We start from the raw sequence: 25,430 nt of genomic DNA on the forward strand, positions 1-25,430 counted from the left end.
GAAGTGAAATGAAGTTTGTTGATGAAGCAACGATCCTGGTCGTAGCAGGTGATGGCGGTAACGGCTGCGTTAGCTTCCGTCGTGAAAAATATATTCCCAGAGGCGGCCCGGACGGTGGTGATGGCGGTGATGGCGGTGATGTCTGGCTTGAGGCGGATGAAAACCTCAACACCCTGATCGACTATCGCTTCGAGAAATCTTTCCGCGCTGAACGTGGTCAAAATGGCCAGAGCCGTGACTGTACCGGTAAACGTGGTAAAGACATTACCGTAAAAGTACCTGTAGGAACGCGAGTTATCGATCAGGGCACTGGCGAAACCATGGGTGATATGACCCAGCATGGTCAGCGTTTGATGGTGGCTAAGGGCGGTTGGCACGGTTTGGGTAACACCCGTTTCAAGTCATCTGTGAACCGTACTCCGCGTCAGAAAACCATGGGTACACCTGGCGAGAAGCGTGATATTCAACTTGAGCTGCTGCTGTTGGCAGACGTGGGTATGCTTGGTTTGCCAAATGCTGGTAAATCTACCTTTATTCGTTCTGTCTCTGCGGCAAAACCAAAAGTGGCGGATTATCCGTTTACTACGCTTATCCCAAGCCTTGGTGTTGTCCGTATGGATAACGAGAAGAGCTTTGTGGTTGCCGATATTCCAGGGCTTATCGAAGGTGCAGCTGATGGCGCAGGCCTCGGCATCCGCTTCCTGAAACACCTTGAGCGTTGCCGCGTGTTATTGCACCTCATCGATATCGCACCAATTGACGAATCAGATCCGGTTGAAAATGGCCGCGTCATCATTGGTGAGCTTGAAAAATACAGTGAGAAACTTGCTGAGAAGCCACGCTGGTTGGTCTTCAACAAATGCGATTTGATGAGCAAAGAAGACGCCGAAGCGCGTGCAAAAGAAATTGCGACCGCTATGGGCTGGGAAGAGAAATACTACCTGATCTCTGCCGTTAACCGCGAAGGCGTGAATGCGCTGTGCTGGGATGTAATGGACTTCATCATTGCTAACCCGAAAATCGCTGAGCTCCAGCCGATTGCACCGGAAAAAGTTGAGTTCATGTGGGATGATTATCATCAACAGCAACTCGATGCCGTGGAAGCGGAAGAAGACGAAGACTGGGATGACGACTGGGATGAAGATGACGACGAAGGTGTCGAAATCATCTATCAGAAATAAAACGTTATCTTATGAAAGGCCGGAAATTTCCGGCCTTTTTTATTGGTTTTGCGATGGGATCCAGCAGCTTGCTTGCAGGCCAACACCATCGATACCGTTATCTAATGCTAGTTTTCCATGATGAAGCTGAACAATACGTTGGACAATATTCAGTCCAAGCCCACTCCCGCCATAGCGTTCATCCATTCGACGGAAGGGATCGGTAATCGTCTGACGATGTTTTTCATCGATACCTGGCCCCTGGTCTGAAATAGTTAACTTCGCGCCGTTATCCTGGGCGTTTAAAGAGACCGAGATGGTACTTTCAGCTGGGCTATAACGAGAGGCATTTTCCAGAAGGTTACGCAGCATCAAACGCAGCAGTACTGCATCACCCTGAACGATAATTTCATTTTCCTCCGTCCAGATAATATTTTGCTTACGCAAGGCCACCATCTCTTCCATTTCCATTTTGAGCGGCGAGATAATGTCACGATGCCAGTTGAGAGTATCGTAATGACCACTCGCCAGCGCTTGTCCAGCGCGCGAGAGCATCAGCAACTGCTCAATGGTGTGCATCAGTTGATCGATACGCTCCAACAGCATAGGGGCCTGCTGAATGCCTGCATTTGCCATTAACTCGAGGTGCAGACGAATGCCTGCCAGAGGAGTTCGTAATTCATGAGCGGCGTCTGCGGTAAATAAGCGCTCTTGCTGAATGGTATGGTTTAGTCGCGCCAGGAGTTGGTTCAGCGAGTTGGTAACAGCAACCATCTCATCCATGTCTGAATACATTGATAGTGGTGACAGGTTATCGGCAGATCGATTAGCAAGGCTGGTACGCAGGCGATTCAACGGACGGGTAATCCAGGTGATTGCCCAGAATGAGAAGAAAAGCGTGAATCCAATCATCACCAGAGAAGGAACCAATAACGAAGCAATCGCCTCGCGGATTTCCTTTTCTACATGCTGATTTCGGGCTTTGGCTGATAGCGTTTCACTGACCAGAAAACTGATTTGCTCACGGCTTTCATGCCACAACCAAATAACGCTAATTAGCTGGAAAAACAAAAGAATAAGTGCGAGTAGGACCATCAAGCGCTGGCGCATGCTGTTCATACACGGCTATCCAGCCGATAACCCACGCCACGGACAGTTTTGATCCTGTCTTTGCCTAACTTACGTCTTAGGTTGTGGATGTGGACTTCAAGGGTATTCGAGCCGGGATCGTCCTGCCAGCTGTAGATATCCTGCTGCAAAGTTTCACGGTGCACGGTCTGACCGATACGCATCATCAAGCGTGTGAGCAGGGCGAACTCTTTTGGTGTGATTTCGACGGGCTGATCTTGCAATAGCACCTGTTGAGTTTGCAGGTTGAGTGTCAAATCATCATGCTGAAGAAGGTTATCGCTATGACCCTGATATCGGCGAATCAGCGCCCGCGTGCGGGCTTGCAATTCAGCGAGAGCAAATGGCTTGACCAGATAATCATCTGCACCAGAATCCAGTCCGTTGACACGATCTTCCAGTGCGTCACGAGCCGTTAGTATCAGCACGGGTGTACTGATACTGCGACGCCGCCATTGTCTTAATAATGTGGCTCCGTCTTTATCAGGCAGGCCAAGATCGAGAATGATCATGCCGTATTCGCCACTTTCGATCAGCGCATCTGCTTCGGCGGCGGTCGTAGCACAATCAAGCGCATAGCCTTCGCTGCTCAATGCCAGCACCAGGCCTTCCCGCAACAGTAAATCGTCTTCAACAATCAGCAGTTTCATAACTCAATTATTCTGGTAGATATCCTTGTAGAGACGACTTTCAAATCGCACTAATGGGATACGGCGGTTACGTTGATCGGCAGGCTCTACAGCGTAGCCTGACAAATATTGCACAAAGGCCATTCTTTGGCCGCTGGCAGTGGTAATAAATCCAGCAAGGTTATAAACACCTTGCAGTGAACCGGTTTTCGCAGAAACTTTGCCATCAACACCGGCCTGATGAAGACCAGCACGATACTGTAATGAACCGTCATAACCCGCTAACGGTAGCATTGAGATAAAATTAAGCTCACTGTCATTTTGGGCGATATATTGCAACACCTGCATCATAGTGGCGGGGGAGATGAGATTGTGGCGCGATAGCCCCGAACCATCAACGACGATACTGTTACCTAAATCAACACCTGCTTTCTGCCGGAGGATTTGACGTACGGCATCAGCTCCGGAACGCCAGGTTCCCGGCACTCCAAAACGGTTATGGCCGATAGTACGAAAAACGGTATCGGCAATCATGTTGTCCGATTTCTTGAGCATAACCTTTAGCAAATCGTGCAATGGGGCCGATTGCTTACTGGCGATGACCGTTCCTGGTGTATTCGCTTGCGTCTGGCGTAATAAGGTTCCGCTATAACTGATGCCCGCTTCTTTTAGCTCAGCTTTCAAAATCGCACCAGCGTAACTTGCGCCATCTTGTATCGCGAATGCCAGCGGGAGAGGGTCTGCACGTTGTGTCATACATCCGGTTAGCGTAAAGCGATTTAAATCACCCGGAACGACGTCCAGTTCGCAATATTGTGCATCCGCGGAGCCTTTGGCGAGGGTACGAACCTGGCTGAACATCACTACTGGGTAGTAAGAAGCGATGCGAATAAACGCTAAGTCATCAGCTTTTGGTGCGCTGTATAGCGAAATAGAGAAACAGTTCCGGTCAACAATTGCGGCAGCTGGCGGGGCGCTAAAGCACTGTGTCATGTCATTCCATGGCCAGCCAGGTGCTTTGTCATGGCTGGCGAAAACGGAGGTATCTACCAGCACATTTCCCTGAATTTGTTGCACACCCGATTTTTTCAGGACTGCCACCATATTGCGAATATCCTGACGTTTTAACGTAGGATCGCCACCAAATCGCGCAATAAGGTCACCTTGTAAGACACCATTACTGACTTGAGCATGGCTCTCAAGGGTGGTCGTAAACCTGAAGTCTGGTCCTAATTGAAGCAGTGCTGCTAGCGCCGTAATGACCTTTTGAGTACTTGCGGGCAGAGCCATCTGTTGACTGTGGTAGTCAATAGAAGGAGCTGGCGCACCTATTTTTTGCACCATCAAAGCCAGATTCGCACCCGCAGGTAATTGGGAGGTATAGTCTTCTATGTTGGCAGCCTGGACGTTAAACACCACAGCACTGGTCAATCCAATGACAAATCTAAAAAATCGCATAATCTCGCGGTAACAACCTGGAAACGTGTCGTCATACTACGGTGCATCGCGGTGCAAAGTAAACGATGACCCTCAGTGAACTCCAGGGTAAAATACAGGTCAATTTGGAAACCGTTCCTGGCCTGGTGCTTCGCGCCGGGTCAGTTTTATTTTGCTTAGTGCCAGGGGTTTGCCTTACTTATGCAAACCAGGCTCTGGATTCAGAGGTGCCGCAGGGCAGTTCTGAACAGGAAAGTTTTGAAGAGGTATAACAATGCAACCTATTCCGATGACCCTACGTGGCGCAGAAAGATTACGTGAAGAGCTGGATTTCCTGAAGTCCGTACGTCGCCCACAAATTATTGCCGCGATTGCAGATGCCCGCGAACACGGCGATTTAAAAGAAAACGCTGAATACCATGCCGCGCGTGAGCAACAGGGTTTTTGTGAAGGTCGTATCCAGGATATCGAAGCTAAGCTGTCGAATGCTCAGGTTATCGACATCTCCAAAATGCCTAATAACGGTCGTGTCATTTTTGGCGCGAGCGTGACAGTTTTGAATCTGGATAACGAAGAAGAGCAGACTTATCGCATTGTTGGTGACGATGAAGCTGATTTTAAACAGAATCTTATTTCTGTGAACTCGCCGATTGCTCGTGGCCTTGTCGGTAAAGAGCAGGATGATGTCGTTGTTATCCGCACGCCGGGTGGTGATGTAGAGTTCGAAATTGTAAAAGTGGAATATTTATAATATCTGCTACGCTTTTTTATGACGTGGCGTATTGTAAAGAAAGGAAAAAGGCCGCATCGCGGCCTTTTATCAACTAACAGAGCGTGGCATTTTGCACACTCTCTGCTTATTTTGGCAGAGAAATCTTGCGCTCTTTAGACGGGCGATAGAGCACCAGCGTTTTACCGATAACCTGTACATTACAGGCGCCGGTTTCACGCACGATGGCATCGACGATCAAGGTTTTAGTTTCGCGATCTTCAGTTGCGATTTTCACCTTGATTAACTCATGATGTTCGATCGCTTGTTCAATCTCGGCCAGTACCCCTTCGGTCAAACCGTTATTGCCAAGCATGACTACAGGCTTGAGCGGATGTGCAAGACCTTTCAGGTGCTGTTTTTGTTTAGTACTCAGATTCATCGTATTTTTTGCTTACGTTGGGATTGAAAACGGTTCATTCTACCGCCATATCCCTCGTATCGCCAATCGGCTGTGCTGATAACTCTACAGCCTGCTACTCACGATGAACAAAGTTGGAAAATGAGATGACAGGTAAAAAGCGTTCTGCCAGCTCTGGTCGCTGGCTGCAGGAACACTTTAGCGATAAATATGTAATTCAGGCGCATAAAAAAGGGTTACGTTCCCGTGCCTGGTTTAAACTTGATGAAATACAGCAAAGTGACAAACTTTTTAAGCCAGGAATGACAATTGTCGATCTTGGTGCTGCTCCCGGAGGCTGGTCACAATATGTCGTGACTCAGATCGGGAATCAGGGGCGAATCATTGCTTGCGATCTTTTACCAATGGATCCTATCGTTGGTGTTGATTTCCTTCAGGGTGACTTTCGTGATGAACTAGTCGTGAAAGCTCTGTTGGATCGTGTTGGTGGCAGTAAAGTTCAGGTTGTCATGTCAGATATGGCTCCAAATATGAGCGGGACACCGGCAGTTGATATTCCTCGGGCTATGTATTTAGTAGAACTGGCACTGGAAATGTGTCGTGACGTTCTGGCACCGGGCGGTAGTTTTTTAGTGAAAGTGTTTCAGGGCGAAGGTTTCGATGAATACCTGCGAGAAATTCGCTCCCTGTTTACGACAGTTAAAGTTCGTAAACCGGACTCTTCTCGTGCCCGCTCACGTGAAGTGTACATTGTAGCGACTGGGCGAAAACTATAGTACCCTGACGCTGTTTGTTAACACAGTTGTAATATGAGGTTAATCCCTTGAGTGACATGGCGAAAAACCTAATACTCTGGCTGGTCATCGCGGTTGTGCTGATGTCTGTGTTCCAGAGCTTTGGGCCCAGCGAGTCAAATGGCCGTAGGGTGGATTACTCCACTTTCCTGTCTGAAGTAAATCAGGACCAGGTACGCGAAGCGCGTATCAACGGACGTGAAATCAACGTTACCAAGAAAGATAGTAACCGATACACGACTTACATCCCCGTTAACGATCCTAAACTGCTTGATAACCTGCTGACCAAAAATGTGAAAGTAGTAGGCGAACCGCCTGAAGAGCCAAGCTTGCTGGCTTCTATTTTCATATCCTGGTTCCCAATGCTTTTACTAATTGGGGTCTGGATCTTCTTTATGCGTCAAATGCAGGGCGGCGGTGGCAAAGGTGCCATGTCGTTCGGTAAGAGCAAGGCGCGTATGCTCACAGAAGACCAAATTAAGACCACTTTTGCTGACGTTGCAGGTTGTGACGAAGCAAAAGAAGAGGTTGCTGAGCTGGTTGAGTACCTTCGTGAGCCAAGCCGTTTCCAGAAACTGGGCGGTAAAATCCCGAAAGGCGTGCTGATGGTTGGCCCTCCGGGTACCGGTAAAACCTTGCTGGCGAAAGCCATTGCGGGCGAAGCGAAAGTACCATTCTTTACTATTTCCGGTTCTGACTTTGTTGAAATGTTCGTGGGCGTGGGTGCATCCCGTGTTCGTGACATGTTTGAACAAGCTAAGAAAGCGGCACCATGCATCATCTTCATCGATGAAATTGACGCCGTAGGCCGTCAGCGTGGCGCGGGTCTTGGTGGTGGTCACGATGAGCGTGAACAGACACTGAACCAGATGCTGGTTGAAATGGATGGTTTCGAAGGTAACGAAGGTATCATCGTTATCGCTGCAACTAACCGTCCAGACGTACTTGACCCAGCGTTGCTGCGTCCAGGCCGTTTTGACCGCCAGGTTGTTGTTGGTCTGCCAGATGTACGTGGCCGTGAGCAAATCCTGAAAGTGCATAGCCGCAGGGTGCCACTGGCTCCAGACGTCGATCCAGCAATTATTGCACGTGGTACTCCAGGCTTCTCCGGTGCTGACCTTGCAAACCTGGTCAACGAAGCTGCCTTGTTTGCTGCCCGTGGCAACAAGCGTGTGGTTTCGATGGTTGAATTCGAAAAAGCGAAAGACAAAATCATGATGGGTGCGGAACGCCGCTCTATGGTGATGACGGAAGCGCAAAAAGAATCAACTGCATACCATGAAGCAGGCCACGCGATTATTGGCCGCCTGGTACCAGAGCATGATCCAGTGCATAAAGTAACGATTATCCCGCGTGGTCGTGCGCTGGGTGTAACGTTCTTCCTGCCAGAAGGTGATGCAATCAGTGCCAGCCGTCAGAAACTGGAAAGCCAGATTTCTACGCTGTACGGTGGTCGTCTTGCTGAAGAGATTATTTACGGTGCTGAGCATGTTTCTACTGGTGCGTCTAACGACATCAAAGTAGCAACATCCATCGCTCGTAACATGGTTACCCAATGGGGCTTCTCTGAGAAACTCGGTCCGTTGCTGTATGCGGAAGAGGAAGGTGAAGTGTTCCTGGGTCGTTCAGTCGCGAAAGCGAAACATATGTCCGATGAAACTGCGCGTATCATCGATCAGGAAGTTAAGCTGTTGATTGAGCGTAACTACGCTCGTGCTCGCCAGCTGCTGAATGAAAATATGGATATTCTGCACACCATGAAAGACGCACTGATGAAGTATGAAACCATCGATGCGCCACAGATTGATGACCTGATGAATCGCCGCGATGTGCGTCCGCCAGCAGGTTGGGAAGATTCAAACAACGGCAACAACAATTCTGATAATAACGGTACTCCAAGTGCACCGCGTCCGGTCGACGAACCGCGTACGCCGAATCCTGGTAATACTATGTCAGAGCAGTTGGGCGATAAATAAGTCGTCTCTGTCGGATGTGACTGCAGTAATCTATAAAACCCTGGGCTTGTCCCGGGGTTTTTGTTTTTGTCTTAACCAAAGTCGATGCAGGGAATTTTGATGAAACTCACCGCACAGGGCACTACGCTCGATCTCTCACATCCTCATGTTATGGGGATCTTAAATGTCACACCAGACTCGTTTTCCGATGGTGGTCAGCACAATTCATTAGTTGAAGCCGTAAAACACGCTAACGCGATGATTAACGCTGGTGCGACGATTATTGACATCGGTGGTGAATCGACTCGCCCAGGTGCAGCTGACGTTAGTGTTGATGAGGAGCTGTCGCGAGTGATCCCTGTTGTGGAGGCCATTGCACAACGCTTTGAAATCTGGATTTCAGTTGATACCTCTAAGCCTGAAGTCATTCGCGAATCGGCGCGAGTCGGCGCACATATCATCAATGACATTCGCTCATTACAGGAGCCTGGTGCTCTTGAAGCTGCTGCGGAAACTGGTTTGCCAGTTTGCCTGATGCATATGCAAGGTGAACCAAAAAATATGCAGCAGGCACCTCATTATGACGACGTCTTTGCTGATGTGAACCGCTTCTTTATCGAGCAAATTGCCCGCTGCGAAGCGGCTGGTATCGCAAAAGAAAAATTGTTACTCGACCCAGGCTTCGGTTTCGGTAAAAATCTGACCCATAATTACCAACTTTTAGCCCGACTCTCCGAATTCCATCACTTTGGTTTACCACTTTTGGTGGGGATGTCGCGTAAATCAATGGTTGGCCAACTGCTGAATGTCGGGCCGGATCAACGCCTGAGTGGCAGTCTTGCTTGTGCAGTGATAGCTGCAATGCAGGGGGCTAATATCATTCGAGTTCACGATGTGAAAGAGACAGTCGAAGCGATGCGCGTGGTGGAAGCCACACTTTCAGCGAAGGAAAAAAAACGCTATGAGTAACCGTAAATATTTTGGCACAGATGGCATTCGCGGTCGTGTAGGCGATTCCCCAATTACTCCTGACTTTGTGCTGAAACTCGGCTGGGCAGCAGGGAAAGTCTTGGCGCGTCATGGTTCGCGTAAAATTATTATCGGCAAAGACACCCGTATTTCTGGTTACATGCTGGAATCTGCTCTCGAAGCGGGCCTGGCTGCGGCGGGTTTGTCTGCTTCATTCACTGGCCCGATGCCAACGCCTGCCGTTGCTTATCTGACCCGTGCATTCCGTGCAGAAGCCGGGATTGTTATCTCTGCATCGCATAACCCGTTCTATGATAACGGGATTAAATTCTTCTCAATCGACGGCACAAAACTGCCAGATGAAGTTGAAGAAGCCATTGAAGCGGAAATGGAAAAAGAGATCACGTGTGTTGATTCTGCAGAACTGGGCAAAGCCAGCCGTATCGTTGATGCCGCGGGTCGCTATATCGAATTCTGTAAAGGCACATTCCCTAATGAATTAAGCCTCAGCAGCCTTAAGATTGTTGTCGATTGTGCTAATGGTGCGACTTACCACATTGCACCAAATGTGCTGCGTGAACTGGGTGCAACGGTCATTACCGTGGGTTGTGAGCCAAACGGCGTCAATATCAACGAAAAATGTGGTGCTACTGACGTGCGCATGCTGCAAGAGCGCGTGCTGGCTGAGAAAGCTGACATTGGCATTGCACTGGATGGTGATGGCGACCGTGTCATCATGGTGGACAATCTGGGCCACAAAGTTGATGGCGACCAGATCCTCTACATCATCGCTCGTGAAGGACTCCGTCAGGGCCAGTTGCGCGGTGGTGCAGTTGGTACACTGATGAGCAATATGGGGCTGGAGCTGGCATTGAAACAGCTCGGTATTCCGTTTGCGCGTGCAAAAGTGGGCGACCGCTATGTGCTGGAAAAGCTTCAGGAAAAAGGCTGGAGAATTGGCGCTGAAAACTCAGGTCACGTGATTCTTCTGGATAAAACCACCACTGGCGACGGTATCGTGGCAGGTTTGCAAGTACTCACTGCAATGGTGCGTAACCATATGAGCTTGCATGACTTGTGCAGCGGAATGAAATTATTCCCGCAAATTTTGGTAAATGTACGCTTTACTGCAGGCAGCGGTGATCCACTTGAACACGATTCAGTGAAAAAAGTGACTGCTGAAGTTGAAGAGGCGCTCGGCAATCGTGGCCGCGTGTTACTGCGTAAATCTGGCACAGAACCATTAATCCGCGTAATGGTTGAAGGCGAAGATGAAGCGTTGGTCATTGAATATGCCAACCGTATCGCTGATGCTGTAAAAGCAGTTTAAAGTCACTCTTGGTTGTTGTGTGAAAAGGCGGCATTTGCCGCCTGTTTTCCAGGCGAAAATCGGTGTGTTGCTGTTTTTTTCCGCAGTCAGCGAAATGTGAATAAATTGCCCTTGCGCAGTTCGAAGGCTTTGGTTAGTATTCTCACCCGCTTCAGTGGGTAAACTTAAACGTATCCGCTTGACTGGTTTGAAGCTTTGGTATGCGGTAATCCCGCAAGGAACAGGTTGATTATGTACGAAGCTCTTTTAGTTGTTTTCCTTATTGTAGCCCTGGGCCTTGTAGGTCTTATCATGCTGCAACAAGGTAAAGGCGCTGATATGGGAGCCTCCTTCGGAGCAGGCGCTTCCGCTACGCTGTTTGGTTCTAACGGTTCTGGTAACTTCATGACCCGCATGACCGCTGTGTTAGCAACGCTGTTCTTTATTATCAGCCTGGTACTGGGTAACCTCAATACCAACAAAACCGATAAAGGAAGTGTGTGGGATAATTTAACTCAGCCTACAAAAACTGAGTCACAGCCAGCGGCACCTACCAAGCCGAGCAGCGATATCCCGCAGTAATAAGTAGTAAGCTTCAATACGGTAAGAAGTGATTACCGTGTTCAAAGTGCCGAGGTGGTGGAATTGGTAGACACGCTACCTTGAGGTGGTAGTGCCCGATTGGGCTTACGGGTTCAAGTCCCGTCCTCGGTACCAAAATATCTGCATTTCTTGCATTTTATGCAATATCGGCGTAATATTTGCCACGTTTTCGGACGCGGGGTGGAGCAGCCTGGTAGCTCGTCGGGCTCATAACCCGAAGGTCGTCGGTTCAAATCCGGCCCCCGCAACCACTTTCCCTGAGAGTTCTTTTTCAAATATACTGTGAACACCAGTTGGTGCCTCGCGAAGAATTTAGAAAAAAATTCTCCTGGATGGTGTCCGGGCCGCAATTGCGGTGTACAGGGTTCAGTTATATAAAGCCTCGATTTATCGGGGTTTTTTGTTATCTGACTTCAGAATAACTGGGCTATATGCCCTTTTTTTATTTCTCGGGGGTGGGCTTGTCCACATTAGAGCAAAAATTAACAGAGATGATTTCAGCACCGGTCGAGGCGCTGGGCTATGAATTAGTCGGTATCGAATTCGTTCGAGGTCGCCAATCTACGCTGCGCATCTATATTGATAGTGAAGCTGGCATCAATGTTGATGATTGTGCTGATGTCAGTCACCAGGTAAGTGCAGTTCTGGATGTCGAAGACCCTATCACTGTAGCTTACAACCTGGAAGTTTCCTCACCAGGCCTTGATCGCCCAATGTTCACCGCAGAGCATTACGTTCGCTTTACCGGCGAAGAAGTGAGCATTGTGTTGCGAATGGCTGTGCAAAACCGTCGTAAATGGCAGGGTATAATTAAAGCCGTAGAAGGTGAGATGATCACGGTCACGGTGGAAGGTAAAGATGAAGTGTTCGCGCTGAGCAACATCCAGAAAGCGAACCTGGTACCCCACTTTTAATAGTTTGGATTGAGGTGAAAACCCAGGATGAACAAAGAAATTTTGGCTGTTGTAGAAGCAGTTTCCAATGAAAAATCACTGCCGCGCGAGAAGATTTTCGAAGCGCTGGAAAGTGCACTTGCAACAGCGACCAAGAAAAAATACGAACAAGAGATTGATGTGCGTGTCAGCATCGATCGTAAAAGTGGTGACTTCGATACTTTCCGCCGCTGGGTTATTGTTGAAGAAGTGACCCAACCTACGCGTGAAATTACCCTTGATGCAGCTCAATTCGAAGATCCAGAGCTGAATGTTGGCGGATACGTTGAAGACCAGATCGAATCTGTGACTTTCGACCGTATCACTACTCAGACCGCAAAACAGGTTATCGTACAGAAAGTACGTGAAGCTGAGCGCGCAATGGTAGTTGATCAGTTCCGCGAACACGAAGGTGAAATCATCACTGGTGTCGTGAAGAAAGTTAATCGCGAGAACATCTCTCTTGATCTCGGCAGCAACGCTGAAGCAGTTATTCTTCGCGAAGATATGTTGCCGCGTGAAAACTTCCGCCCAGGTGACCGTATCCGCGGTGTGCTTTATGCTGTGCGTCCGGAAGCTCGCGGTGCTCAACTGTTTGTTAGCCGTTCCAAGCCTGAAATGCTGATCGAACTGTTCCGCATTGAAGTGCCGGAAATTGGCGAAGAAGTTATTGAAATCAAAGCCGCTGCTCGTGATCCTGGTTCTCGTGCGAAAATCGCTGTGAAAACCAACGACAAGCGTATTGACCCAGTAGGTGCTTGTGTCGGCATGCGCGGTGCGCGTGTTCAGGCAGTTTCTACTGAACTGGGCGGTGAGCGTATTGATATCGTGCTGTGGGACGATAACCCAGCACAATTCGTTATCAATGCTATGGCTCCGGCTGACGTGGCTTCCATTGTTGTTGATGAAGACAAACATACAATGGATATCGCGGTAGAGGCAGGCAATCTGGCACAAGCAATCGGTCGTAACGGACAAAACGTTCGTCTGGCTGCACAGCTGAGCGGCTGGGAACTCAACGTAATGACTGTTGATGACCTGCAAGCCAAGCATCAGGCTGAAGCACATGCTGCCATTGATACCTTTACCAAATACCTCGAGATCGACGAGGACTTTGCCACTGTATTGGTAGAAGAAGGTTTCTCCACTCTCGAAGAGTTGGCCTACGTGCCGATGAAAGAGCTGTTGGAAATTGATGGCCTTGATGAAGATACAGTGGAAGCATTACGTGATCGCGCCAAAAACGCCCTCACCACACTGGCATTGGCGCAGGAAGAAAGCCTGGGCGATAACAAACCTCAAGAGGATCTGCTGAACCTCGAAGGTATGGATCGCAACCTGGCATTTAAACTCGCTTCGCGCGGTGTGAGCTCGCTTGAAGACCTGGCTGAGCAAGGTGTCGACGATCTGTCAGATATTGAAGGTTTAACCAACGAGAAGGCCGGTGAGTTGATTATGGCTGCTCGCAATATCTGCTGGTTTGGCGGCGAAGCGTAATAAACTGTAGCAGGAAGGAACAGCATGACAGATGTAACCGTAAAAGCGCTGGCCGCAGAGATTCAGACCTCCGTGGACCGCCTGGTACAGCAATTTGCTGATGCAGGGATCCCTAAGGCTGCTGATGACTCTGTCTCGGCCCAGGAAAAACAAACATTACTGGCGCACCTGAACCGTGAACATGGTTCTGCGCCAGATAAGTTGACATTACAGCGCAAAACGCGCAGTACTTTAAACATTCCAGGTACCGGTGGGAAAAGTAAATCGGTACAAATCGAAGTCCGCAAGAAGCGCACCTTTGTGAAACGTGATCCGCAAGAGACAGAACGTCTTGCCGCGGAAGAACAGGCGCAGCGTGAAGCGGAAGAGCAAGCCCAACGTGAGGCGCAGGATGCTGCCAATCGTCAGGCGCAAGAAAAAGCTAAACGTGAAGCTGAAGATAAAGCTAAGCGTGAAGCCGCTGATAAAGCGAAACGTGAAGCTGCGGAAAAAGACAAAGTGAGCAATCAACAAGACGATATGACAAAAAGCGCCCAGGCAGATAAAGCCCGTCGCGAAGCAGAAGCTGCAGATCTGAAGCGTGCTGCTGAAGAAGAAGCCCGTCGCAAATTAGAAGAAGACGCCCGCCGTGTAGCTGAAGAGGCCCGTAAAATGGCTGAAGCTAACGCAGGTGTTTGGACGGAAGAAGAGAAAGTGGAAGACGACAAATCTGATTACCATGTAACCACTTCTCAACACGCTCGCCAGGCTGAAGACGAAAACGACCGCGAAGTTGAAGCTGGCCGTACTCGTGCTCGTACTGCGACAACTAAAGCACCACGCCAGAAGAAAGGCGGCAAACACGGCGAGTCTAAAGCTGACCGTGAAGAAGCACGTGCTGCAGTTCGTGGTGGTAAAGGCAAGCGTAAACCAAGTTCACTGCAGCAAGGCTTCAACAAGCCTGCACAAGCAGTTAACCGTGACGTCGTAATCGGCGAAACCGTTACTGTTGCAGAACTGGCTAACAAAATGGCTGTTAAAGGCTCTCAGGTCATCAAAGCAATGATGAAACTGGGTGCTATGGCAACCATTAACCAGGTCATCGACCAGGAAACCGCACAGCTGGTTGCCGAAGAGATGGGCCACAAAGTTATCCTGCGTCGTGAAAACGAGCTGGAAGAAGCGCTGATGAGCGACCGTGACACTGACGCAGTTGCTGAGTCTCGTGCGCCGGTTGTTACCATCATGGGTCACGTTGACCACGGTAAAACTTCACTGCTCGACTACATTCGCTCTACTAAAGTAGCGTCTGGCGAAGCGGGTGGTATTACCCAGCACATCGGTGCATACCACGTTGAAACTGACAACGGTATGGTTACCTTCCTGGATACCCCGGGCCACGCAGCGTTTACTTCTATGCGTGCTCGTGGTGCTCAGGCGACGGATATCGTTGTTCTGGTCGTTGCCGCAGACGATGGCGTAATGCCACAAACTATCGAAGCTATCCAGCACGCGAAAGCGGCGCAGGTGCCGGTAGTGGTTGCGGTGAACAAAATCGATAAGCCAGAAGCCGATCCAGACCGCGTTAAGCAGGAACTGTCTCAGTACGGCATCATGCCAGAAGAGTGGGGCGGCGAAAGCCAGTTCATCCACGTGTCTGCTAAAGCAGGTACAGGTATTGACGAACTGCTGGACGCAATCCTGCTGCAAGCTGAAGTCCTCGAACTGAAAGCAATGCGTGACGGTATGGCGAGCGGTGTAGTTATCGAATCCTTCCTGGATAAAGGTCGTGGTCCGGTAGCAACGGTTCTGGTTCGTGAAGGTTCTCTGAACAAAGGCGATATCGTTCTTTGTGGCTTCGAATATGGCCGTGTTCGTGCAATGCGTGACGAAATGGGTCGTGAAGTTACTGAAGCTGGTCCGTCTATTCCTGTTGAAATCCTTGGTCTGTCCGGTGTGCCGGCAGCGGGTGATGAAGTAACAGTTGTTCGTGACGAGAAAAAAGCTCGTGAAGTTGCTCTGTATCGTCAGGGTAAATTCCGCGAAGTTAAACTGGCTCGCCAGCAGAAATCTAAACTGGAAAACATGTTCGCCAACATGACCGAAGGCGAAGTGTCCGAAGTGAACGTTGTGCTGAAAGCAGACGTTCAGGGTTCTGTTGAAGCAATCAGTGATTCCTTGCTGAAACTGTCTACTGATGAAGTTAAAGTTAAAATCATCGGTTCTGGTGTGGGCGGTATCACTGAGACTGACGCAACGCTTGCAGCAGCTTCTAACGCTATTCTGGTTGGCTTCAACGTCCGTGCCGATGCATCTGCGCGCCGCGTGATTGAATCAGAAAGCCTGGATCTGCGTTACTACTCCGTCATCTATCATCTGATTGACGAAGTTAAAGCGGCAATGAGCGGCATGCTGTCTCCGGAACTGAAACAACAGATCCTCGGCCTGGCCGAAGTTCGCGATGTGTTCAAATCACCTAAATTTGGCGCAATCGCAGGTTGTATGGTTACCGAAGGTGTGGTCAAACGTCACAACCCAATCCGTGTACTGCGCGACAACGTTGTTATCTATGAAGGTGAGCTGGAATCCCTGCGCCGCTTCAAAGATGACGCTAACGAAGTTCGTAACGGTATGGAATGTGGTATCGGCGTGAAGAACTACAACGATGTGCGTGTTGGTGATGTGATCGAAGTCTTCGAAATCATCGAAATCCAACGTACCATCGCCTGATATCAGCCGAGCAAATAGCTAATATCTTTAGGGGGGCCGAGCGCCCCCCGATTTGTATGGAGAATTTATTATGGCGAAAGAATTTGGTCGCCCGCAGCGTGTTTCCCAGGAATTGCAGAAAGAAATCGCAATCATCCTGCAGCGCGAAATTAAAGACCCGCGTCTGGGCATGATGACCACCGTTTCTGGTGTCGAAGTGTCACGCGATCTGGCTTATGCCAAAGTATTTGTTACTTTCCTGAACGACAAAGACGAACAAGCAGTGAAAGAAGGCATCAAGGTTTTACAGGATGCTTCTGGTTATATTCGTTCTTTGCTGGGTAAAGCAATGCGCCTGCGTATCGTGCCGGAACTGACTTTCTTCTACGATAACTCGTTGGTTGAAGGGATGCGCATGTCGAATCTGGTTTCAAACGTCATCAGAAATGATGATGAGCGCCGTGTAAATGATACGGATGACAGCAAGGAGGATTAATGAGTCGTCCTCGTCGTCGTGGTCGTGATATCCACGGAGTACTGTTGTTAGATAAACCTCAGGGTTTATCCTCGAACGATGCGTTGCAGAAAGTTAAGCGTATTTATAATGCTAACCGTGCCGGTCATACCGGAGCGCTTGACCCGCTTGCAACCGGAATGCTGCCGATTTGCCTCGGTGAAGCGACGAAATTCTCGCGTTATCTGCTCGACTCCGATAAGCGTTACCGTGTTATTGCCCGCCTTGGGCAGCGTACTGATACTTCTGATGCTGATGGCACAGTCGTGCAGGAGCGCCCGGTCACTTTTACCGAACAAGAGTTGGCAGTAGCTTTAGAGAGTTTTCGTGGTGAAACACAGCAAGTTCCATCGATGTACTCCGCACTGAAATATCAAGGCAAGCCGCTTTATGAGTATGCACGCCAGGGTATAGAAGTGCCGCGTGAAGCGCGGTCTATCACGGTTTACGAACTTCTGTTTATTCGCCATGAAGGCAATGAGCTTGAGTTGGAAATTCACTGTTCTAAGGGAACATACATCCGAACTATCACCGATGATCTAGGTGAAAAACTCGGTTGTGGTGCTCATGTGACTTTCCTGCGTCGCCTTGCGGTGAGCAAGTATCCTGTCGAACGAATGGTAACGCTTGAACAATTGAATGCGTTGCTTGAACAAGCACAAACGCAAGAAATTGAGCCATCTGTGTTGCTAGATCCACTGCTAATGCCAATGGACAGTCCTGCTTCGGACTTCCCCATCGTGAATTTATTACCTGCTGTTGCGGGTTACTTCAAGAATGGGCAGCCGGTGCAAGTCTCGGGTAGCCCAGCAGAAGGGTTAGTTCGCGTCACCGAAGGTGATGAAGGCAAATTTATCGGCATGGCTGAAATTGATGATGATGGACGCGTTGCGCCTCGTCGTCTGGTCGTTGAGTATCCGCTCTGACACCTGGAGTTGCCTTGCGATAAGAGGTGGCTACAGGTAAAATGGAGCGGCTTAACTTTCATACCCTTGTTTAACATTGTTGTGAAAGTGCACTGGAGTTGCTGAATTAGAGATCGGCACTCTATCTTTTTATCTATAATTTTGGAGTTTAAAATGTCTCTAAGCGTTGAAGCTAAAGCTAAAATCGTTTCTGAGTTTGGTCGTGGTACTAACGACAGCGGTTCTACCGAAGTTCAGGTTGCACTGCTGACTGCACAGATTAACCACCTGCAAGGTCACTTTGCAGAACACAAAAAAGATCACCACAGCCGTCGTGGTCTGCTGCGTATGGTTTCTCAGCGTCGTAAACTGCTCGACTACCTGAAGCGTAAAGATGTAGCACGTTACACCAGCCTGATCGAGCGTCTGGGTCTGCGTCGCTAAGTCTTGCGAGTTTCAGAAAAAGGGGCCTTTTAAGGCCCCTTTTTTCAACCATATGGCAGCAATTCTATGGAAACTAATGTATTGTTGCAGGGTGTGATCTTTATTGCAGAGGTTCGCGCGGCTAATGAGAGGCTTTATCCGCAGGGGCGGGTCAGGGTTGTCATTAGTCGCGAGGATGCGATTTAGATCGGGTTAAACGAAGCAAGTGCAATCACCTGCTTCCAAAGATTATTAAGGATATTATTTTGCTAAATCCGATTGTCCGTAAATTCCAATACGGTCAACATACGGTCACTTTAGAGACCGGTATGATGGCTCGCCAGGCTACCGCTGCAGTAATGGTAAGCATGGACGACACTGCTGTATTCGTGACTGTTGTTGGTCAGAAAAAAGCGAAAGCAGGTCAAGACTTCTTTCCACTGACTGTTAACTATCAGGAGCGTACTTACGCTGCTGGCCGTATCCCAGGCAGCTTCTTCCGTCGTGAAGGCCGCCCAAGTGAAGGCGAAACACTGATCGCGCGTCTGATTGACCGCCCAGTGCGTCCGCTGTTCCCGGAAGGCTTCGTTAACGAAGTACAGGTTATCGCAACCGTCGTTTCCGTGAACCCGCAAGTTCACCCTGACATCGTTGCAATGATCGGTGCTTCTGCCGCTCTGAGCCTGTCTGGTATTCCATTCAATGGTCCAATTGGTTCTGCTCGCGTGGGCTACATCAATGACCAGTACGTGCTGAACCCAACTGCTGACGAACTGAAAACCAGCAAGCTGGATCTGGTTGTTGCCGGTACCGAAGGCGCTGTGCTGATGGTTGAGTCCGAAGCTGAACTGCTGAGCGAAGACCAGATGCTGGGCGCGGTAGTCTTTGGCCACGAACAACAGCAGGTTGTTATCCAGAACATCAACTCTCTGGTTGCTGAAGCTGGCAAACCACGTTGGGACTGGCAGCCTGAAGCTGCTAACGAAGCGCTGAATGCGCGCGTTGCGGCACTTGCTGAATCCCGCCTGAGCGATGCTTATCGTATTACTGATAAGCAAGAGCGTTACGCACAAGTCGACGTTATCAAATCTGACGTTATCGCTGCACTGTCAGCTGAAGACGATTCAATTGATGCTGGCGAAGTTAGCGACATTCTGCACGCTATCGAGAAAAATGTTGTTCGTAGCCGTATTCTGGCTGGTGAACTGCGTATCGATGGTCGCGAAAAAGACATGATCCGTGGTCTGGATGTGCGTACTGGCGTTCTGCCACGTACTCACGGTTCTGCACTGTTCACCCGTGGTGAAACTCAGGCGCTGGTTACAGCAACTCTGGGTACTGCTCGTGATGCACAGAACCTGGATGAGTTGATGGGCGAACGTACCGACAACTTCCTGTTCCACTATAACTTCCCTCCGTACTCCGTAGGCGAAACCGGCATGGTCGGTTCACCGAAGCGTCGTGAGATTGGTCACGGTCGTCTGGCTAAGCGTGGCGTACTGGCTGTTATGCCAGAAGCTGACCGCTTCCCGTACACTGTGCGTGTAGTGTCTGAAATTACCGAATCTAACGGTTCTTCTTCCATGGCTTCCGTATGTGGTGCTTCTCTGGCACTGATGGATGCAGGTGTGCCAATCAAGGCCGCTGTAGCCGGTATTGCGATGGGTCTGGTTAAAGAAGGCGAGAACTTTGTGGTTCTGTCTGACATTCTGGGTGACGAAGACCACCTGGGTGACATGGACTTTAAAGTTGCTGGTAGCCGTGAAGGTATCTCTGCGCTGCAGATGGATATCAAAATTGAAGGTATCACCCGCGAAATCATGCAGGTGGCTCTGAACCAGGCTAAAGGTGCGCGTCTGCATATCCTTGGCGTAATGGAGCAAGCTATCAATGCACCGCGTGGCGACATCTCTGAGTTCGCTCCACGTATTCACACTATCAAAATCAACCCAGACAAGATCAAAGATGTGATCGGTAAGGGTGGTTCTGTGATTCGTGCGCTGACCGAAGAAACCGGTACTACTATTGAAATCGAAGATGACGGTACAGTGAAAATCGCTGCGACCGATGGCGATAAAGCGAAATTCGCAATTCGTCGTATCGAAGAGATCACTGCTGAAATCGAAGTAGGTCGTATCTACAACGGTAAAGTCACTCGTATCGTAGACTTCGGTGCATTTGTTGCGATTGGCGGCGGTAAAGAAGGTCTGGTACACATTTCTCAAATCGCTGACAAGCGTGTAGAGAAAGTGACTGACTACCTGCAAATGGGTCAAGAAGTTCCAGTTAAAGTACTGGAAGTTGATCGCCAGGGCCGTGTACGTCTGAGCATCAAAGAAGCAACTGAGCAGTCTCCAGCGGAAAACGCTGCACCTGCTGCACCAGAAGCTGAGTAAGCGATACCGATAAAGCTCTCCATGGCGACATGGAGAGCTATTTATTACGGGGCAGGGAGTCTCGTTTTAGAGCCGGTGGACAGGACGTCATCCATTAGTTGTCTTCGGGAGTGGGAAATGAAGCCTTTTTTGCGCTGGTGTTTCGTTGCGACAGCTATCACGCTGGCAGGATGCAGCAACTCTGCCTGGCGTAAAAGTGAAGTCCTGGCGGTACCATTGCAGCCGACTTTGCAGCAAGAAGTGATTCTTGCACGCATGGAACAGATACTTGCCAGCCGGGCTTTAACCGATGATGAACGCGCACAGCTTTTATATGAGCGCGGAGTGTTGTATGATAGCCTCGGCTTGCGGGCTCTGGCGCGAAATGATTTTTCACAAGCGTTGGCAATCCGCCCCGATATGCCTGAAGTATTCAATTACTTAGGCATATATTTAACGCAGGCAGGCAATTTTGATGCTGCCTATGAAGCGTTTGATTCTGTACTTGAGCTTGATCCAACTTACAACTACGCGCATTTAAATCGCGGTATCGCCCTCTACTACGGTGGTCGTTATCGTTTAGCGCAAGATGATCTGCTGGCGTTTTATCAAGACGATCCCAATGATCCTTTCCGTAGTCTGTGGCTCTACCTTGCTGAAAGCAACTTAGATGCAAAGCAGGCTAAAGTGGCGTTACAACAGCGCCTCGATAAATCGGATAAAGAGCAATGGGGATGGAACATTGTCGAGTTCTACCTGGGGAACATTAACGAAGCAACGTTAATGGAACGCCTCAAGGCGGACGCAACGGATAACACCTCGCTCGCTGAGCATCTCAGTGAAACCAACTTCTATTTAGGTAAGTACTACCTAAGTCTGGGGGAAAAGGACAGCGCCACGGCACTGTTCAAGTTAGCGGTCGCTAACAACGTACACAACTACGTTGAGCATCGTTATGCATTGTTGGAATTAGCGCTCTTGGGCCAGGAGCAAGATGACCTGGCAGAATCGGACCAGCAATAGCTGACGAACATCGATCAGCCCATAAACTTTTTTATTAAAGTCATCACCTTAACGGGTGAGGGCGTTTTTGTTCGTTAATCAACCAAATTTGAGCCGGTTCACACTTTTCAATGAAAATTGCAGGTCAATTTCACGATGAGTTATGTAGACTGGCCGCCATCTACGAGGCACGTGTACTACATGACTGACATCATCGAGACTACTACTATCGAAACTACTTTTTCTGATCTGGGTCTTAACGACTCCATCCTTAAAGCCCTGAACGATCTGGGTTACGAAAAACCATCTCCAATCCAGGCAGAGTGTATTCCACAGCTGCTGGCTGGCCGCGATGTACTGGGTATGGCCCAGACGGGTAGCGGCAAAACTGCAGCGTTCTCTTTACCGCTGCTGCACAACCTTGATCCAGAGCTGAAAGCACCACAAATCCTGGTGCTGGCACCGACCCGCGAACTGGCGGTTCAGGTTGCTGAAGCCATGACGGATTTCTCTAAACATATGCACGGCGTAAACGTGGTAGCCCTTTACGGTGGCCAGCGTTATGACGTGCAGCTGCGCGCCCTGCGTCAGGGACCACAAATTGTTGTTGGTACCCCAGGTCGTCTGCTTGACCACTTAAAACGCGGTACGCTGAATCTGTCCAACCTGAAAGGTCTGGTACTGGACGAAGCTGATGAAATGTTGCGTATGGGCTTCATCGAAGACGTTGAAACCATCATGGCGCAGATCCCAGAAGGTCATCAGACCGCTCTGTTCTCTGCAACTATGCCAGAAGCAATTCGTCGTATTACTCGTCGCTTCATGAAAGATCCGCAGGAAGTTCGCATTCAATCTAGCGTAACGACTCGCCCGGACATCAGCCAGAGCTACTGGACTGTCCACGGTATGCGTAAAAATGAAGCGCTGGTTCGCTTCCTGGAATCTGAAGATTTTGATGCGGCGATCATTTTCGTACGTACCAAAAACGCGACTCTGGAAGTGGCTGAAGCACTGGAACAAAGCGGCTATAACAGCGCAGCACTGAACGGTGACATGAACCAGGCACTGCGTGAGCAAACCCTGGAGCGTCTGAAAGACGGTCGTCTGGACATCCTGATTGCAACCGACGTTGCGGCTCGTGGCCTGGACGTTGAGCGTATCAGCCTGGTTGTTAACTATGACATCCCGATGGACTCAGAGTCTTACGTTCACCGTATCGGCCGTACTGGTCGTGCAGGTCGTGCTGGCCGTGCGCTGCTGTTCGTTGAGAACCGCGAGCGTCGTCTGCTGCGCAACATCGAACGCACCATGAAGCTGACTATTCCTGAAGTTGAACTGCCAAACCGTGAACTGCTGAGCGAGCGTCGCCTGGCTAAGTTTGCCGCTAAAGTTCAGCAGCAACTGGAAAGCAGCGATCTGGATCTGTACCGTGGCCTGCTGGCGAAAATCCAACCTTCTGCTGAATCAGAAGAAGCGCTGGATATGGAAACACTGGCTGCAGCACTGCTGAAAATGGCACAGGGCGAACGTCCTCTGATTCTGCCACCAGATGCACCGATGCGTCCACGTCGTGAATTCCGTGAGCGTGATGAGCGTTTCGAACGTTCAGACCGTGCTCCACGTGGTGATCGTGCACCACGCGGTGATCGTCCAGAGCGTTCAGATCGTCCACAGCGTGATGGCGATGCACCACGTCGTGAACGTCGTGACGTTGGCGATATGGAACTGTACCGTATCGAAGTTGGCCGTGATGATGGTGTTGAAGTTCGTCATATCGTTGGCGCTATCGCTAACGAAGGCGATATCAGCAGCCGTTACATTGGTAACATCAAGCTGTTCGGTACCCACTCAACCATCGAGCTGCCAAAAGGCATGCCAGGTGAGATCCTGCAGCACTTTACCCGTACTCGTATTCTGAACAAACCAATGAATATGCAGTTGATGGGTGATGCACAGCCACGTACTGACCGTGGCGGCGAACGTCGTGGCGGCGGTGCTGGTGCAGGCGCAGGCCGTAGCTTCGGTGGTGGTGGTGAGCGTCGTGAAGGCGGTCGTGGTCCACGTCGTGACGGTCCAGGTGCTGGCGCACCACGTAGCTTCAGCGGCGAACGTCGCGAAGGCGGTCGTGGCCCACGTCGTGAAGACGGTGCAGCTCCTGCTCGTCGTCGTACCACAGAAGCATAATTGACAGAAGTTTATGCCTGCTGTTAATCAGCAGGCAGTGATAAAAATCCTGGTTAATGCAACCGGGATTTTTTTTATCCAAATTGTACTCATGTACTGGTACAATGTTGCGCAGTAAACCTGTCGCTTCGACAGCCGTTCAATGTTTCAGGAATTCGTATGGCAACCTTATCGACCACCCAGGTATCGCCGTCTATTTTCGGCGGAGTCATGATTATTGGCGGCACCATTATTGGTGCCGGAATGTTTTCCCTGCCGGTGGTGATGTCAGGCGCGTGGTTTTTCTGGTCTTTAGCGGCACTGATTGTGACGTGGTTTTGTATGTTGCACTCTGGTTTGATGATTCTGGAAGCGAACCTGAATTACCGTGTGGGTTCAAGTTTTGACACCGTCACCAAAGACTTACTGGGCAAAGGCTGGAATCTGATTAACGGTCTGTCCATCGCATTTGTGCTGTATATCCTGACCTACGCCTATATCTCGGCAAGCGGCTCAGTGATTCATCACACGCTGGGAAAAATGTCCGTCGATTTCCCCGCGAGATTTGCTGGGCTAATCTTTGCCCTGGTAGTGGCGTTTATTGTCTGGTTGAGTACGCGCGCAGTTAGCCGCATGACGACGATTGTGCTCGGTGCCAAAATCCTGACCTTTTTTATGACGTTTGGCGGCCTGATGTGGCATGTCGAACCCGCAACACTTCTTGATAGCAAAGCAGTCAACCCAAGCTATTTACCGTATCTGTTTATGACGCTGCCATTTTGCCTCGCCTCATTTGGTTACCACGGCAACGTGCCGAGCCTGATGAAGTATTACGGTAAAGATCCCCAAACCATCAAGCGTTGCCTGGTCTGGGGAACACTTATGGCGCTGGGGCTGTATATCATTTGGTTGGTTGGCAGTATGGGAAATATTCCGCGCAACGACTTTATCGCCATTGCAGATAAAGGCGGGAATATTGATGTGTTGGTCGGCGCGTTGAGTGGCGTACTGAACAGCCGCGCACTGGATTTACTGCTGATCGTGTTCTCCAATTTCGCCGTTGCCAGTTCGTTCCTGGGCGTGACGTTGGGTTTATTCGATTATCTGGCCGATTTATTTAAGTTCGATGACTCACCTGTTGGTCGCCTGAAAACCGCGTTGGTGACATTTATTCCGCCAATGTTGGGGGGATTTATCTGGCCTGACGGGTTTATCTACGCGATTGGTTTTGCGGGGCTGGCAGCCACTATCTGGGCAGCAATCGTTCCGGCGCTGTTGGCTAAAGCTTCACGTAAGAAATTCGGCAGCCCAATTTATCGGGTATGGGGCGGGAACAAAATGATCGTGCTGGTTCTTGTCTTTGGCGTAACTAACGCCGCGATTCATATTCTTTCAAGTTTCGATCTACTGCCGGTTTATCATTGAATTCTCGATCAGGTGTCTCTTATACATAACTCGCCCTGGCAATCTTTTCAGGGCAAGATCTGTCAGATGAGAAGTTTTTCCGTTCACCCGTGCGTTCAGTTATCTCTGTAATTCCCGCAAACGGTTAACGTATCAAGGGGTTAACGCCAACCCCTTGATAATCCAGGCGCCCGGTCATTAAATTGCCGCTGCGCGGTAAACCCCAGCTTATCCCCAACATCAGCGTCGTTCGCGACGCGTTCCCGACGATCGCTCTCTTTCGCTGCTCCCGGCAGCTCAACCCTGACTTATGGGGAACACTGGGGCAATTTATACCGGGAACAAGGTCAAAACCGGCTCGGTGTGGTCTTTGGGTTTTGACGTTGACCTTGTGTTCCGGCTTCAATCGCGCC

At 49.8% G+C, this 25,430-nt stretch carries 23 protein-coding genes and 2 tRNA genes; 20 read left to right on the forward strand and 5 right to left on the reverse strand.

All coding sequences use genetic code 11. From position 1 onward, the window contains the following. Positions 1 to 8 precede the first annotated feature (8 nt). Positions 9 to 1,181 (forward strand): Obg family GTPase CgtA, encoded by a 1,173-nt coding sequence (gene cgtA / locus MES37_RS01055; protein WP_064543137.1) that lies wholly within the window; start codon positions 9 to 11, stop codon positions 1,179 to 1,181. Positions 1,182 to 1,220: 39 nt separating this feature from the next. On the opposite strand, the gene pmrB is transcribed toward cgtA, so the two are convergent. From pmrB to dacB, 3 genes are read right to left on the reverse strand one after another with little or no spacing between them, the layout of a single operon-like run. Further along, positions 1,221 to 2,279 (reverse strand): two-component system sensor histidine kinase PmrB, encoded by a 1,059-nt coding sequence (gene pmrB, locus MES37_RS01060; RefSeq protein ID WP_064543139.1) that lies wholly within the window; start codon positions 2,277 to 2,279, stop codon positions 1,221 to 1,223. Then, the gene (pmrA, locus tag MES37_RS01065) at positions 2,276 to 2,938 is read right to left on the reverse strand and encodes a two-component system response regulator PmrA (RefSeq protein WP_064543141.1); all 663 of its coding nucleotides are present in this window, start codon (positions 2,936 to 2,938) and stop codon (positions 2,276 to 2,278) included. Before pmrA ends, pmrB begins: the two co-directional genes overlap by 4 nt. Before the next feature lie 3 nt (positions 2,939 to 2,941). Continuing rightward, positions 2,942 to 4,375, reverse strand: a complete 1,434-nt coding sequence (dacB, locus tag MES37_RS01070) for a serine-type D-Ala-D-Ala carboxypeptidase (protein WP_064543143.1) — start codon at positions 4,373 to 4,375, stop codon at positions 2,942 to 2,944. A 253-nt stretch (positions 4,376 to 4,628) separates the two neighbouring features. On the opposite strand from dacB, the gene greA reads away from it, so the two are divergent. Further along, positions 4,629 to 5,105, forward strand: coding sequence for a transcription elongation factor GreA (greA, locus tag MES37_RS01075; protein WP_064543148.1), 477 nt, complete (start codon positions 4,629 to 4,631; stop codon positions 5,103 to 5,105). 106 nt (positions 5,106 to 5,211) lie between these two features. On the opposite strand, the gene yhbY is transcribed toward greA, so the two are convergent. Next, a complete protein-coding gene (gene yhbY / locus MES37_RS01080; RefSeq protein WP_034498826.1) occupies positions 5,212 to 5,505 on the reverse strand; it encodes a ribosome assembly RNA-binding protein YhbY in 294 nt (97 codons plus the stop codon). A 125-nt stretch (positions 5,506 to 5,630) separates the two neighbouring features. Here yhbY and rlmE point away from each other — a divergent pair, with 125 nt between their 5' ends. From rlmE to mtr, 18 genes are all read left to right on the forward strand, one after another. Continuing rightward, the gene (gene rlmE, locus MES37_RS01085; protein ID WP_064543150.1) at positions 5,631 to 6,260 is read left to right on the forward strand and encodes a 23S rRNA (uridine(2552)-2'-O)-methyltransferase RlmE; all 630 of its coding nucleotides are present in this window, start codon (positions 5,631 to 5,633) and stop codon (positions 6,258 to 6,260) included. A 56-nt stretch (positions 6,261 to 6,316) separates the two neighbouring features. After that, on the forward strand, positions 6,317 to 8,254 hold the full coding sequence (ftsH, locus tag MES37_RS01090; protein WP_064543152.1) for an ATP-dependent zinc metalloprotease FtsH: 1,938 nt from the start codon (positions 6,317 to 6,319) through the stop codon (positions 8,252 to 8,254). A 99-nt stretch (positions 8,255 to 8,353) separates the two neighbouring features. Then, positions 8,354 to 9,202, forward strand: a complete 849-nt coding sequence (gene folP, locus MES37_RS01095) for a dihydropteroate synthase (RefSeq protein ID WP_064543154.1) — start codon at positions 8,354 to 8,356, stop codon at positions 9,200 to 9,202. Next, positions 9,195 to 10,532 carry a phosphoglucosamine mutase gene (glmM, locus tag MES37_RS01100; RefSeq protein WP_064543155.1) on the forward strand — a complete coding sequence of 446 codons (1,338 nt, stop codon included), beginning with the start codon at positions 9,195 to 9,197 and terminating at the stop codon, positions 10,530 to 10,532. Before folP ends, glmM begins: the two co-directional genes overlap by 8 nt. 231 nt (positions 10,533 to 10,763) lie before the next feature. Continuing rightward, positions 10,764 to 11,093 carry a preprotein translocase subunit SecG gene (gene secG / locus MES37_RS01105; protein WP_034498820.1) on the forward strand — a complete coding sequence of 110 codons (330 nt, stop codon included), beginning with the start codon at positions 10,764 to 10,766 and terminating at the stop codon, positions 11,091 to 11,093. Positions 11,094 to 11,141: 48 nt separating this feature from the next. Further along, positions 11,142 to 11,228 (forward strand) — tRNA-Leu (locus MES37_RS01110). 60 nt (positions 11,229 to 11,288) lie between these two features. After that, positions 11,289 to 11,365: transfer RNA gene (locus MES37_RS01115), tRNA-Met, on the forward strand. 210 nt (positions 11,366 to 11,575) lie between these two features. Continuing rightward, on the forward strand, positions 11,576 to 12,028 hold the full coding sequence (gene rimP, locus MES37_RS01120; RefSeq protein ID WP_034498954.1) for a ribosome maturation factor RimP: 453 nt from the start codon (positions 11,576 to 11,578) through the stop codon (positions 12,026 to 12,028). A 27-nt stretch (positions 12,029 to 12,055) separates the two neighbouring features. Beyond that, positions 12,056 to 13,543, forward strand: coding sequence for a transcription termination factor NusA (nusA, locus tag MES37_RS01125; RefSeq protein WP_034459687.1), 1,488 nt, complete (start codon positions 12,056 to 12,058; stop codon positions 13,541 to 13,543). A 24-nt stretch (positions 13,544 to 13,567) separates the two neighbouring features. Then, the gene (gene infB, locus MES37_RS01130; protein WP_064543157.1) at positions 13,568 to 16,252 is read left to right on the forward strand and encodes a translation initiation factor IF-2; all 2,685 of its coding nucleotides are present in this window, start codon (positions 13,568 to 13,570) and stop codon (positions 16,250 to 16,252) included. Positions 16,253 to 16,322: 70 nt separating this feature from the next. After that, positions 16,323 to 16,727, forward strand: a complete 405-nt coding sequence (rbfA, locus tag MES37_RS01135) for a 30S ribosome-binding factor RbfA (protein ID WP_034459684.1) — start codon at positions 16,323 to 16,325, stop codon at positions 16,725 to 16,727. Continuing rightward, positions 16,727 to 17,671 carry a tRNA pseudouridine(55) synthase TruB gene (gene truB / locus MES37_RS01140; RefSeq protein WP_064543159.1) on the forward strand — a complete coding sequence of 315 codons (945 nt, stop codon included), beginning with the start codon at positions 16,727 to 16,729 and terminating at the stop codon, positions 17,669 to 17,671. Before rbfA ends, truB begins: the two co-directional genes overlap by 1 nt. A gap of 153 nt (positions 17,672 to 17,824) precedes the next feature. Further along, positions 17,825 to 18,094, forward strand: a complete 270-nt coding sequence (rpsO, locus tag MES37_RS01145) for a 30S ribosomal protein S15 (RefSeq protein ID WP_002434239.1) — start codon at positions 17,825 to 17,827, stop codon at positions 18,092 to 18,094. A gap of 245 nt (positions 18,095 to 18,339) precedes the next feature. Beyond that, positions 18,340 to 20,469: a polyribonucleotide nucleotidyltransferase gene (gene pnp, locus MES37_RS01150; RefSeq protein ID WP_162303026.1), complete on the forward strand. Its 2,130-nt coding sequence runs from the start codon at positions 18,340 to 18,342 to the stop codon at positions 20,467 to 20,469. 117 nt (positions 20,470 to 20,586) lie between these two features. Then, on the forward strand, positions 20,587 to 21,471 hold the full coding sequence (gene nlpI, locus MES37_RS01155; protein ID WP_064543163.1) for a lipoprotein NlpI: 885 nt from the start codon (positions 20,587 to 20,589) through the stop codon (positions 21,469 to 21,471). 110 nt (positions 21,472 to 21,581) lie between these two features. Further along, on the forward strand, positions 21,582 to 21,659 hold the full coding sequence (yrbN, locus tag MES37_RS01160; RefSeq protein ID WP_110510645.1) for a protein YrbN: 78 nt from the start codon (positions 21,582 to 21,584) through the stop codon (positions 21,657 to 21,659). Continuing rightward, on the forward strand, positions 21,652 to 23,634 hold the full coding sequence (locus tag MES37_RS01165; RefSeq protein ID WP_237929909.1) for a DEAD/DEAH family ATP-dependent RNA helicase: 1,983 nt from the start codon (positions 21,652 to 21,654) through the stop codon (positions 23,632 to 23,634). The genes yrbN and MES37_RS01165 overlap by 8 nt, the downstream gene beginning before the upstream one ends. Before the next feature lie 159 nt (positions 23,635 to 23,793). Next, positions 23,794 to 25,038 carry a tryptophan permease gene (mtr, locus tag MES37_RS01170; protein ID WP_237929910.1) on the forward strand — a complete coding sequence of 415 codons (1,245 nt, stop codon included), beginning with the start codon at positions 23,794 to 23,796 and terminating at the stop codon, positions 25,036 to 25,038. 124 nt (positions 25,039 to 25,162) lie between these two features. On the opposite strand, the gene MES37_RS01175 is transcribed toward mtr, so the two are convergent. Continuing rightward, a partial coding sequence (locus MES37_RS01175; RefSeq protein WP_237929911.1) for a hypothetical protein occupies positions 25,163 to 25,430 on the reverse strand: 268 nt, incomplete at its 5' end.

This window comes from Buttiauxella sp. S19-1 (genome assembly GCF_022134725.1).
Taxonomy (GTDB): Bacteria; Pseudomonadota; Gammaproteobacteria; order Enterobacterales; family Enterobacteriaceae; genus Buttiauxella; species Buttiauxella ferragutiae.